Origin of the sequence: Shewanella colwelliana, from assembly GCF_001735525.1 — a bacterium.
GTDB lineage: Bacteria > Pseudomonadota > Gammaproteobacteria > Enterobacterales > Shewanellaceae > Shewanella > Shewanella colwelliana.
Window position 1 is genome coordinate 15,418 of the sequence record NZ_MCBT01000024.1, and the last position, 12,279, is coordinate 27,696.

Below are 12,279 nucleotides of genomic sequence, written 5' to 3' on the forward strand. Positions count from 1 at the left end.
TCGATTAGTTTTGCATTACTGTGGCCGTATTGAAGTCACCAGTTTGCGTTACAGAGATAGTGTTGCCTGAACCTGTTTGAGAACCCATAACTAAGTTGTCATTACCGGTTTGAGCAATGGTCAGGCTGTTATCAACACCTTCAACCATAAATGCAGATTCGGTTTCGCCACCTACCCAGTTACCATTACCTGTTTGGGTTATCATTGCACTGTTTTCATCACCAAGGATGATCAGGTCAATAAGGTTTAAATCGCCTACCTGTGTAGTCTCTACATCGGTATTATCAAAGCCAACAACAGTGACGAGTGATTCATTTTCATTTCCATCCTGTTCGACATCTACTTCGTTGTCATCACCAATAATCTCAACATACCCAAAATTTTCATCACCCTCTTGAGCAATCTCGATGTCGTTGTCATTACCAGTGCTAAACGCGATAGTCGAATTCATATCGCCATCAGAGCTTAAGTCGATGTCATTATCATCACCGTAAACGCCAAATGTTGCGAAATTAGAGTTACCTTCCTGGTCTAAATCTATATCGTTTTCGTTGCCAAGAACTTGAAATTCAGCACCATTTAAATCACCTTCCTGCTCAATATCAAGGGTATTATCATTGCCTTGTATTTCAGCTGTTAGCGTATCTCCAATCGTGTTGTTATTGCCCTGTTGGGTAATTTCAACATCGTTGTCATCTCCTGCCGTGAATGCAAGGTAGGCAGTGTTGTTGTCACCGGCTTGAGCGAGCTCGATTTCATTTTCAGAGCCAGCTAGCGCATAAACAAAGCCAGTATTCGTATCACCCACTTGCGTAACAACAAAGTTATTATTGTCACCAGCCACCCCTTTAACAGCCCCTAAGTTGCCATTACCTTCTTGGTAAACTTCAACATCGTTGTTGTTGCCAACGTTTGGCGTGATATCAAGTGAGACTAAACCAGCGACGTTGTTATCTCCCATTTGGGTAATGTCACCATCATTGTTGTTGCCTTCAACGCGGAAAACACCAAAGTTATCATTGCCTTCTTGGGTGATCATTGCACTATTTTCAGCACCAAGAAGTTCAACCACAGCTTCATTTTGCGCACCATCTTGCATTACATCGGCGCTGTTGGCATTGCCTGTAATATCAATCGTGCTTTGGTTAAAAAAGTCATATTGTGCGACGGTGACTTCGTTGCCATCACCGTTGATATTGGTGTTACTCACGTGCCAGTCATCAGCCTGATCAATTTCAACGTTGTTAGCTTGACCGTTTGAATCAACGTAAGCTTCATGCCATACGCCCTCTTGCATCACTGTTGCTGTTTGGTCATCACCGATTTGGTTCACTTCAGCTACATTGATAGAGCCAGTTTGAGACACTCTAGCTTCCTGGCCAATAACATTGTTGGCCGTCTCGATGGTTTGAGTAATGGTTGTGCTGTTAGCGACATCGGCCAATGCGTTACCACTAGCTCCTAAGCTTGCCGTTATTGCTAGTGCGATAAGTGTTTTGGTCGTTTGCGATCTCATTTAGACGCTCCTTGTTTAATACTGAGTTATGGTGATTGCGGCACCGTCTGCAATCTGTTCAATTGAAAAACTGGCACTTCCAAGTTGGTTAATCTGTACTAAGTTATCGTTGCCAATTTGAGTGACATCGGCAAAGTTATTAGCTCCAGCTTGTAAAAGTTCTACTTCATTATCTTGACCATACTGAATAACCTCAGCGTAATTATCGTTACCTATTTGAACCAAGTTTGTTCCATTTCCAGTACCTGACTGACTCAGGTCCGCATGATTTAGAACACCAAGTTGAACCAAGTTGACGACATTTTCTCGGCCAGAACTTTCCAGAAGTGTTTGTAGTGTTATGGGTAGTTCATTCGCTCCATCAAATAAGTCTGCCGCCCCGTTGGGGGCAGAAAAGATGGCTAACGCAATCATGACTCCAATTGTTTTAAAAACTGACACCTAACGCTCCTTCGTTGCTGAGTAACTTAACTGGAGGGATACGTATTACGCTTAGCCCTGTAAGTTACTGCGGCCTGATGAACCAATGACACAGTTCGATATTCATCAGTTAGGTCACTTAAGTTACAGCGGTCTCTTTTTGTAGCAATCAGAAAAAAGTCTATTTATTTGGGATTTGAAAAGATTGTTGGGATGGCGGGGATATCAGTACTTTTCATTGAATCTATTGGCTTTATTTGTAATTAATCTTGGATTCTATTCAGTGAGCTAGCCCGATGATACTAGTAATTAAGTGTTAAAGGTATGTTGCGGACTTTCCAAACTGCAGGCTCTGTGGCAACAATTCTTTGGTTAACAATTGCCGGGTGTTCACTTTGCCATTTTATCGCTAGAAGCTAGAAAGAGTGGTGATCTTATGGTGTTGCTGGTGTATGGAGTACCGGTTTAGGGAAATTTAAAGGACTAACAGGAAACCTATTTATGTTTAAGAAACTGACACCTCTTGCCTCAGCTATTGCCGGTATTATTGCGGTCTCATCGACGCCGGTTCAGGCAAAAGGACCAACACAGCATGAGTTTGTTAAAGACTCTCTTATTGTCGTTTATAAAGATAACGCGACTAAAAGTGAGCGAGCGTCAGCGCAGCGATTAGTGCGAGGCTCAATACGCGATATGAATGCAGATGGTGTTGACGATCGCTTCTCTAACCTTCTTCACGGCAAATTAGCAAGATTGTCGCTGCGCGCAGGCTCAGATATTGAGCAAGCGATTAAAGTGATTAGCCGTCACCCTGCGGTTAAATATGCAGAGCCCAACTATGTGATTAAGGCTGCAGGTACACCTGATGATCCAGATTTCGTTTCATTGTGGGGCATGAATAATACAGGGCAAGATGGCGGAACCGCTGATGCGGATATTGATGCGGTAGAAGCATGGGATGTGACCACTGGTGATAGTTCTGTTGTAATTGGTGTAATTGATACAGGTGTTGATTATAACCATCCAGATCTACAAGGGAATATTTGGACAAACCCTAATGAGATCCCGGCAAATGGCATTGATGATGATGGCAACGGTGTTGTGGATGATATTCACGGGTTCAGTGCGGTGAATAATAGTGGCGACCCAATGGATGGCAACGGCCATGGTACTCACGTGTCAGGAACTATCGGTGCTAAAGGCAACAATGGTGTAGGTGTTGTTGGTGTTAACTGGGACGTGACGATCGTTGGTTGTCAGTTCCTCGATGCTGGTGGTTCGGGTTCTACCGAAGGTGCTATCGCATGTATCGATTACATGACTGATTTGAAGGTAAACCATAACGTAGACATTAAAGCGACCAACAACTCTTGGGGCGGTGGCGGGTTCAGTCAAGCACTTAAAGATTCAATCGAATCTGCTGGTGAGGCGGGCATTTTGTTCTTTGCGGCGGCGGGTAATGATGCCGTAGACAATGATGCAAATCCACATTATCCCTCTAGCTATGACTCCGACGTTGTCATGTCCATCGCAAGTACAGATCGCAATGACAATATGTCTGGGTTTTCACAGTGGGGGCTGACGAGTGTTGATATGGGCGCGCCGGGTTCTGCAATATTGTCAACCACTCCTGGCAACAACTATGCGACCTATTCAGGTACATCTATGGCAACGCCTCACATGACTGGTGCTGCCGCACTGGTTTGGTCTATCAATCCTGATCTGTCGCCAGTTGAGATGAAGCAGCTATTGATGGATTCTGGTGATTCTAATGCTGATTTGACGGGTAAAACCGTTGCAGGCACACGACTCAATGTTGCAAATGCATTAGATATGGCCGATCCAGAACCCGGTTATCGTTTTAGTGTGACACCTATGGCGCAAACGATTGAAGCTGGAAGCACCACAAGTTATGACTTTAGTGTCGGCAGTGTGGCTGGTTGGGATGCAACCGTTGCACTCAGTGTCGATGTTAGTCCAGCGCTTGCTGGTGTGAGTTTATCGGCCAACAGCGCGATGGCGGGTGATAGCTTTACAGTAGACGTTGCGACTGATGGCGCTGCTTTGTGGGGAGATTATATCATTACCGTTACCGGTGATGATGGTGCAACATTAAAGAGTAAATCTGTCTCGTTGACTGTTTTACCTCAAGGTATTCAAGACTTCACCTATGGCAACGAATCATCGGTTGCGATTCCTGATAATGATGCGACAGGCATTACTAGCACAATCGTTGTAGCTGATGATGTACAAGTCTTCGGTGTAAACGCAGATGTCGATATCTCTCACACTTGGATCGGTGATTTAGTGGTCACACTGACTTCTCCAGCTGGAACGCAAGTCGCCTTGCATAATCGCGAAGGTGGTAGTGCTGACGATATCGTTAAGAGCTGGGATCTGTCGGCGTTCAATGGTGAGATGGCAACAGGTACTTGGACGTTATCTGTTAGTGATAACGTGGGGGCCGATACTGGGACGTTAAATAACTGGGGTATGGTTATTTCGGGTGTTGGTGATGCCGCACCTGCTGCACCAGTAGCTGACTTTAGCTATGTAGTTGATGGCTTATCTGTTGCGTTCACTAATTTGAGTAGTGATATGAACGAAGACATTGTTAGCTATAGCTGGGACTTCGGTGATGGCTCAACGTCGTCAGAGATGAGCCCAACTTATGCTTACGCTACAGCTGGTGCTTATACGGTTTCAATGACTGTGACCGATGCTGAAGGTAACAGTGATGTCACCGATATGCAGGTTGAAGTGTTTGAACACAGTATCTCTGCTGGTGTGACTCGCGCTAAACTTTCCCGTCGTGGCAGTGCTTTAGTAGACTTGAACTGGAGCGGTGCGACAGGAAGCTCTGTGGTTATTTATCGCGATGGCACCGCTATTGCAACGACAAATAATGACGGTAACTATCGCGATCGCTTTGCCAATGCGCCAGCCTCAGTAACCTATCAGGTTTGTGAAACTGAAAGTAGCTTGTGTTCCGATGTGATTGTAGCCACATTCTAAACAATGGGCTTAAGCCAATCAGTATAAGTGGTTGAGTAGCTCAGTGAGAGACTTTCACTGAGCTATCACATCCTTAATCCTGCTTGAGATAACTCTTGTCATTTGGGCGGCCCTGGGGTCGCTCTTTTTTATAACTTTTAGTGAGCGTGTGATGGCGGTGTTTTAAGGTCTGCTTGCTCCGCGAGTTCATTGACGATAGTGGTAAATTCTTGCTGAATGGTCTGCATATATTTATGCACAATAACGCTGGTTTGCCTTAAGGTTGAGGGCATATTTTTTAAGTATTTTTTCCCTGTTTCAGTGCGGTAAAACTGTGCGATATCTTTCAGTTCTGACTCGGTATAGGTATCGGTGTAAAGCTGGATAAATTGTGGTTTAAGTTGCTGCCAAGAGAGTTGCTGCTGAGCCAATAAAAAGGCTCGCTGACGATACCGCGTTTCCAGTGGAGCCTGAGATGGATGTAAAGGTAAGTCTTTAACCATATGGCTGTAACTGGCTTTAAGTTGTTGTAAAGCTTGCGGTACTACTTGTTCAGCATAGGTGGCCTGTAGTACCTGCTCTGCGGCAAGCTGATGACTGCGATTGTCTGCATTGGCAGTCGGTAGGAAGAGTAGTAATAGGGTGAGGGAGTAAATTGACTTCATGACAACTCCTATAAAAGCGATAAAGGCCCTAAGCGGATGCTTAGGGCCAAGTTGGGTTATTTCAATCGAGCTTCTAAGGCGACACCTGAGCTGGTGGCATCGCCAATCATGGTGATGTAATACCAGCCAGAACTTGGATTATTCACGGTAAACGACTCAGCATTACTCTTGCTATTGGTTGACGCTTGCTCATAGCTGGTAGCACTTGGCCAACTGCGGCCACCATAAAGGCTGACATCACCGCTTCCGTGGTCGGTATTAACCACTAACTGGCTTGTACCTTCGTCAATCCACATTGAGAAGTAGTTCACCCCATGGGAAGTACAGATAGCTTGGTTTGAGATTAGGCGTCCACCGCCCTGTGAACCCAGGGTCAGACACGCATTTTCAATCGACGTAACAGGCGGTTCCACTGGGCTGGTATGGTCATTCGATAACGTCACCGATAATGTGACGCCACTGTACTCGGTGTCTGAATCTACCGAGACGTAGCGCCAGCCACGATTGGCGACTATTTGAACCGATTCATTATTTCCTCCAGAGCTCGAGCGTGCTTGTGCATTACTGTTATCAGGCCAAGTATCGGCGTGATAATACAAGTTGGCATCGCCACTACCGCCAGCTGTTGTGACAGTGATAGCAGTATTATCTTCTTCGACATAGAAATAGAAGCTACTGCGACCGCCAGCGATGCACTCATCTTGACCGAAATAGACTTGGCCATAGCTGAGCGTCGATACGCCACAATCTGCTATAGGATCTGTGCCCCCTCCGTTATCTCCGCCGCCATTATCGCCACCTTGGGCGGGATCGGGATCGGCCGAGACCTCTGTGGTACTGACGAGCAGATCGACACCGCCAAAGTCACCAGACAGGGTAATATAGTGCCAATACTCGTCAGGATTGAGACTGACCTTGATCACCTCATGGTTACCATTGCCTATACCATAACCTTCATTGTTCTCACCATTTGCCCACCCAGTGCTGCTGTAATAGATATCCGCATCACCCCAACCGCCGCCAACTTTAATCCACACATCTTGATTGCTGCGATCGACATTGGCAATGGCAAAACTAGCTCGGCCATTTTGTGAATCAATACACTCCATTGGGGTATCAAGAGCAAGGCTTGCATCAGGAGTGTAGCGGTAGGCTTCGTTGCTTACGCTGCAAGGACTGTAGTCGGTGCTGATGGTTGAGCTAGGTCCCGCCCAGTTTCCTTCACTGCCACTGGCCAGTGCTTCGCTGTCTGATGGCCCATGATCGACGATGCCATTGTCTGCCGTGCTTAAGCCGCTAGTGAGCCAACCGCGCCACTCATTATCATAGCGAGTACCTATGTTATCCATAAAGGTTTGATAGGCTTCGTATTGGTCGTTGCGTAGATAAGCCAATATCTGGTCGACATCGGACTTATGATTCTCAAACATGAACCTAACCGCAAGGTAGCCCCAACGGTAGATACGGTCTTGGCCTGATTCGTAGTTATTTTTGAAGATCTCTGATAACGCAAATTCGGTGGTTTCACCCATTTCGATAGCACGAGTATTGGCATCGCGATAGGAGATATATTCGGCTAAACCTTCAATCCACCAAATGGTATCTGCGGAGATACCTCGACTAAAGTCACCCGCTAAGTTGTAGCGTCCGTCAAGATAATGCACATATTCATGCTGCAGGTTCCAGATATGGAAATCGGGTTGTCGCCACTGGGCTTCATAGGCGATGAAACGTGCTTGGTTCTTAATACCAGCGGGCGAGCCCTCTAAATACATACCGCCGTTATTGGTGGCAATACCAAAGAAGGTCCCCGCGTAAGATTGGTAGTCACTTGAGCTGTTAAAAACAATAAGCTCTAAGGCGCTGTTGTTGTCATTGGCGACTGGGCTATTGTTGGTGGCTAGCTTTGAGTGAAAATAGGTTTCCTGCCCCCCTAGTACATCACACGCCCATTTAGCCTGATCTTGGTACATGCTTTGTGCACGCATTTTTAGGGTATCAGAACATTGCCAATTAAAGCTTAGGGTGTCGGCCTCCAGCTGAGTCTTAAAGCCGCAGATATCGTAATAGTTACAGTTAGCGCGGTCGTAGTAGTCGGCCATTGATGCTGCGGCCATCCAGAGGACTTTTGACGTATCATTTTTACTGCTGTTGTCGAGAACTGACTTAACCAAGGTTGTTACTCGGCTTTTCATTTCAGGCACATAGTATAGGCGAGACATCTCATTGACTGCGTTGATGAGGACGTACTCAGCATCGGTACCCAATAAATCCCGGTGATTGAGTTGAAAATTATTTAAGGCATCAAGAATGGTTTGATCGGTTGCAAATAACGCCTTCATCTTATCATCCCACTGTGCGCGGAACAGCGTGGTGAAGATGGCATTTGCAGCTGCATTCATGCCCCTACTGGCTTGCCAATCAGCGTTATATTCAGTGAGTACTTTTTTAGTGATGTGATTAAAGTCGGCGCCTAGATAGGCTGAATCAACCAAGATCAATGCTTCTTTAAGCACGCCTGCGTTAGCCTCGCTGGCAGTCCAAATATTATTGTTGTTGAACAGGTTTGTTAACGCAGCTTTGATGTCACTGGTGACAGCACTTGAATAAGCTGGTACATCTTCTGGGCTGTAAAATTGCACGTATAGGGCTGCACGTTGGAAATAGATAAGTGATTCAATTCCATCGGTATCGGTACCGCTGTAGCGGGTGCCTCGATCGCGAATTGCTGTTGCGATTGAGCGCATATTTGCTTCGCTAAAGAGTGCGGTTGCGTCCGCGCCTTTTAGGTTATAGAGCGGACTCACACATTGCGGATTGGCGCTAGCGACCGCTGTTACGAGTGAACCACCGCTAAGGCCAATAAAGCTGCTGCAGTCTTCATCGGCGGCAGGACCATTTGGACCAACCATTCCTGGAGCGCCCATAGGCGTTGTTGATGTTAGCCAAGGTGAGTTGGTGTCTACCTGAGGGGTAAACGTTTGCAAGGCGGGTAAAACCTCTGTTTGGGCTTGAATACCAGTAGCGGTAGCCAATCCTAATGCAACGACCAATAGTTTTAGTTTCATGAGATCTCCATAATTTAAATGACTTTGTTGTCTGCAACAAAGTGGCTAGCCTGCTGAGCAGGTCTTGTTATCTCTATACAGATCAGGTTTAACTATTCGCCGAAAACATCGATTGACGTGATGTCAAAGTGCGTCGAAGAGACCACATTTTAAACCCTAGAGCTGTTACAACTAATTAACAATATATCTATAAATATATAATATACAATATCCGAGTTGTTTTTTTGCGCCATTGGTTTGCGCTGATTTATGGTGTTTTTTGCGCAATAGTAATGAATAGTCGGTTGCTTTATAAAGAGTTTTAAAGCCTCTGCCGAGCCGATGAAATAACAATTTCTATCGCAAAAATAATTTATGATTTTTGCTTTGTGCTGAGTAACTAAAGAATGTTGATGAGGAGCTGTTGAATTTTTATTAGCTAGATCGTTGGATTTTTAGTGATAACGCTTAGCCTGAGAAGTCTCATCGTTAGAATCTGATACTCATTAGGATTTAAGGAGAAAAAGCAAAGTTAGACTGCGCCACTGCGCAAGGTATTTTGAGCTGAAATAGCGGTTGTAGTGAGCAAAATAACGGGTTAACTTGCGCAAATAGTTAATACTTGGTCAGTCACATTGAGGGGAACGCGATGAGTAGTGCAAATCAAACACAAAATTTGCAGGCAAGATTTGATTCACCAGGTGGGCCGGAGTCGCTTTATCTCACTGACGGTGTTGTGCCATCGTTACTCGACGAACAAGTGTTGATTGAGGTGGCTTATGCAGGGGTAAATGGTCCCGATATTGCTCAGCGTAAAGGGCTTTATCCACCACCAAGAGGAGCCAGCGATGTGTTGGGGTTAGAGGTATCGGGAAGAGTTGTGGCCATTGGAAAGCAAGTGACACAGTGGCAAGTTGGCGATAGGGTGTGCGCGTTAGTGCCTGGAGGCGGCTATAGTCAACTGGTTGCTACCTATGCGAGCCACTGTTTGCCTATCCCTGTGGGATTGACACTGGCACAAGCAGCCGCGTTACCAGAGACATTCTTTACCGTGTGGGGTCACCTGTTTATACGGGGAGCGATAAAGGCTGGTGAAACGTTGCTTATCCATGGTGGCTCAGGCGGTATTGGCTCAGCCGCTATTGCATTAGCAAAGCAGTTTGGGCTGACGGTCATTACCACCTCTGGTAGTGCTGATAAGTGTGAATATTGCCGATCTTTAGGTGCTGACTTTGCCTTTAATTATCATGATGATGATTTACTCTCACAGATCTTGTCGGCATCGGACGGCGGTGTCGATGTAGTACTCGACATGGCGGCTGGCGATCTGATTAATCTCAACCTTAAGGCATTAGCTGAAGAGGGGAGAATGGTGACCATTGCCTTGCAACGTGGTGTGACCGCTAATGTTGATGTATTTCGCTTAATGAGCAAACGTATTACTTGGACGGGGGCGACGCTACGGCCGCAATCGGTGCAAGCTAAAGCAGGTATTGCTCAGGCATTATTAGACAAGGTGTGGCCATTATTTACTGGCAACGCAACTTCATTAACGCCCCACATTTTTGCGGAGTTTAATTTTGATGATGTGGTCGAGGCACATAAGTTGTTGGAGTCTGGAGAGCATCGAGGCAAGTTAGTCTTAAAGCTACCTTCAATGGGCTAGTGCGAGTTTACTGTACATGGCGATTTCATTAGCCAGCAGAAACGTTTGGAAAAATGAAGTTGGTCAACGCAAAAAAAACTTGAATAACTGATTTGTTCGGCTAAATTCGTTACTAGTAAGGGGACAGTGCACAAATTGCTAGCAGTCGAATAAATTAGATCCATTTGGCTATTGATTTCTGTCGCTAATTATTAAGAATGTGAGGGTTATTGGGGGTAAGTATTTTCCCGCAATGACAACGACTAAGCGGACATTTGTTGGCTTACTAATTTTCAGTTGGTATGTGTTGATTTAAGGGTATTAGCATATATGTATAACACGTCTAAAGAACCTGTTTGGTATGGTGAACTTCGCACTGTTCGAGGTAATACAATCCTTATCCATGACAAGGATTTTCCTGAAGCCTCTGCTGGACGAGTCTATTTTTATAATACGCTCAGAGATGCGGTGATTGAGTATGCTGAAGATATCGTTAAGGTCAATTTACACGACCTCAATGATGAAGAGATTAAGACTGCCAAGGCTGAGTTTGAAGCTAACTGGTTGGTGACGCGAGACAGCTTTATGCAGCAACATGCAGGTTGGGTAGAAGCCATTCATGCTAAGCCTACTCCTGCACCTAAAAAAGCGAAGCCCGAGCCGGAGGTTGATGCTGATGACGATGAGACTGCAGAGCTAGAAGTCGATAGTCTCGATGATGGTTTTGATGATTGGTCTGATGACGATGACCGCTCATAAAGCCTTGTGATCAGCTGTTTAGGTATGAGGGTCTAGTGCGCTAGACCCCCTACCTAAACCCCTTGTTGAGTAGGCCGCAATATTGCCACCCTCTTGCTAGACTGCTCGGTATTATGTGTTTCAATATTTCCCCCAGCCCAAGTCCCTAGAAGGTATCAAACTGATAGCGACTGATGTGATGATATACCTCACCTGCTTCGAACCAACTTTTCCCCGGTAAATGGGGCTGATTAGGGCCATCGGGAAGTTGCTGAGGTTCAAGGCAAACCCCCTGATAAGATGCTAATTTGTCACCATGCTTACCTATGGTACCGTGCAAAAAATTGGCTCCGTAAATTTGCACACTCGGTTGGTTAGTGTAGAGACTCATCTTCCTGCCAGATGTGGCGTCACTCAGCGCGCCAAAGTAAGTGAGCTCTTTGCTATCGGTATTACCCGTTAAATAGCAATGATCTATACCCTTGGTGGCAGTATGGGCCAATCCTTGTTGAATCTCTGCCATGGTTTGCCCTTGGCGTAAGTCTAAGATGGTACCATCGACTTTGGCTATCTCTGTTGGAATACCTTGCTCATTACACTGCAAGTAGTGACGGCTAGGGCTGCTGAGTAGATGATTATGGTTAGTGATGCCGCTGCTGCCTTGCAAATTAAAATAACTGTGCTGAGTAAGGCTTATTGGGCAGGCCCTATCACTGACAGCTAAGATTTCAACGTACAGGTTATTAGCAACCAGTCGGTAGTCGAGCTGCACAGTGCAGTTACCGGGAAACCCCATATCTCCATCGGCACTCAATAATGAGAGGCGCACCCCATCGCTGAGTTGGCCAATATGCCATTGCTTGCGATTAAAACCCTCTTTGCCACCGTGAAGGCAATTATCTTGATGATTATTATCAAGAATAATGTCAGAGCCTTGGTGGGAGAGTTTAGCGCCAGCAATGCGATTGGCATATCTGCCCGCAATAGCACCAAGATGGGCTTGCTGGGTTAAGTAATCACTAACGCTATCGCAACCTAATACGATATTGCTTCGCTCGCCTTCTCTATCGGGTGTCCACAGTGAGCGGATAATACCGCCAAGGCTCAATACCTCTATGGCAATGATGCCGTTATCGATATTAATACGCTCAATTGAGCCTCCTCTAGGGTCTATCCAAGCATCTAACGGGCGAAAGCGAACCATACACTGTCCTTGTTGATAACAAACTGAGCTATTTAGGCCCAGTTTATCTA

General features: G+C 45.8%; 8 protein-coding genes. 3 read left to right on the forward strand and 5 right to left on the reverse strand.

The genetic code is table 11. From position 1 onward, the window contains the following. Positions 1-4: 4 nt before the first annotated feature. Positions 5-1,516 (reverse strand): curlin, encoded by a 1,512-nt coding sequence (locus BEL05_RS08785; RefSeq protein WP_069670929.1) that lies wholly within the window; start codon positions 1,514-1,516, stop codon positions 5-7. A 15-nt stretch (positions 1,517-1,531) separates the two neighbouring features. Further along, positions 1,532-1,930 (reverse strand): curlin, encoded by a 399-nt coding sequence (locus tag BEL05_RS08790; RefSeq protein WP_069671033.1) that lies wholly within the window; start codon positions 1,928-1,930, stop codon positions 1,532-1,534. Between the two features lie 507 nt (positions 1,931-2,437). On the opposite strand from BEL05_RS08790, the gene BEL05_RS08795 reads away from it, so the two are divergent. Continuing rightward, entirely contained in the window at positions 2,438-4,951 is a 2,514-nt protein-coding gene (locus BEL05_RS08795; protein WP_069670930.1) for a S8 family serine peptidase, read from the forward strand. 137 nt (positions 4,952-5,088) lie between these two features. On the opposite strand, the gene BEL05_RS08800 is transcribed toward BEL05_RS08795, so the two are convergent. Both BEL05_RS08800 and BEL05_RS08805 read right to left on the reverse strand, forming a co-directional pair. Further along, positions 5,089-5,595 (reverse strand): DUF2059 domain-containing protein, encoded by a 507-nt coding sequence (locus tag BEL05_RS08800; protein ID WP_069670931.1) that lies wholly within the window; start codon positions 5,593-5,595, stop codon positions 5,089-5,091. Between the two features lie 56 nt (positions 5,596-5,651). After that, the gene (locus BEL05_RS08805) at positions 5,652-8,663 is read right to left on the reverse strand and encodes a M9 family metallopeptidase (protein ID WP_069670932.1); all 3,012 of its coding nucleotides are present in this window, start codon (positions 8,661-8,663) and stop codon (positions 5,652-5,654) included. A 628-nt stretch (positions 8,664-9,291) separates the two neighbouring features. Between BEL05_RS08805 and BEL05_RS08810 the strand changes: the two genes are divergently transcribed. Continuing rightward, entirely contained in the window at positions 9,292-10,308 is a 1,017-nt protein-coding gene (locus BEL05_RS08810) for an NAD(P)H-quinone oxidoreductase (RefSeq protein WP_069670933.1), read from the forward strand. 309 nt (positions 10,309-10,617) lie between these two features. Continuing rightward, entirely contained in the window at positions 10,618-11,046 is a 429-nt protein-coding gene (locus BEL05_RS08815; protein WP_028763832.1) for a hypothetical protein, read from the forward strand. A 145-nt stretch (positions 11,047-11,191) separates the two neighbouring features. On the opposite strand, the gene BEL05_RS08820 is transcribed toward BEL05_RS08815, so the two are convergent. Next, positions 11,192-12,229 carry an aldose epimerase family protein gene (locus BEL05_RS08820; RefSeq protein ID WP_069670934.1) on the reverse strand — a complete coding sequence of 346 codons (1,038 nt, stop codon included), beginning with the start codon at positions 12,227-12,229 and terminating at the stop codon, positions 11,192-11,194. Between the last annotated feature and the right edge of the window lie 50 nt (positions 12,230-12,279).

Bases quoted from the DNA above. Each gene is read 5' to 3' on its own strand.
- BEL05_RS08785 (WP_069670929.1), bottom strand. From the start codon at position 1,516: ATGAGATCGCAAACGACCAAAACACTTATCGCACTAGCAATAACGGCA.
- BEL05_RS08790 (WP_069671033.1), bottom strand. From the start codon at position 1,930: ATGATTGCGTTAGCCATCTTTTCTGCCCCCAACGGGGCGGCAGACTTA.
- BEL05_RS08795 (WP_069670930.1), top strand. From the start codon at position 2,438: ATGTTTAAGAAACTGACACCTCTTGCCTCAGCTATTGCCGGTATTATT.
- BEL05_RS08800 (WP_069670931.1), bottom strand. From the start codon at position 5,595: ATGAAGTCAATTTACTCCCTCACCCTATTACTACTCTTCCTACCGACT.
- BEL05_RS08805 (WP_069670932.1), bottom strand. From the start codon at position 8,663: ATGAAACTAAAACTATTGGTCGTTGCATTAGGATTGGCTACCGCTACT.
- BEL05_RS08810 (WP_069670933.1), top strand. From the start codon at position 9,292: ATGAGTAGTGCAAATCAAACACAAAATTTGCAGGCAAGATTTGATTCA.
- BEL05_RS08815 (WP_028763832.1), top strand. From the start codon at position 10,618: ATGTATAACACGTCTAAAGAACCTGTTTGGTATGGTGAACTTCGCACT.
- BEL05_RS08820 (WP_069670934.1), bottom strand. From the start codon at position 12,229: ATGGTTCGCTTTCGCCCGTTAGATGCTTGGATAGACCCTAGAGGAGGC.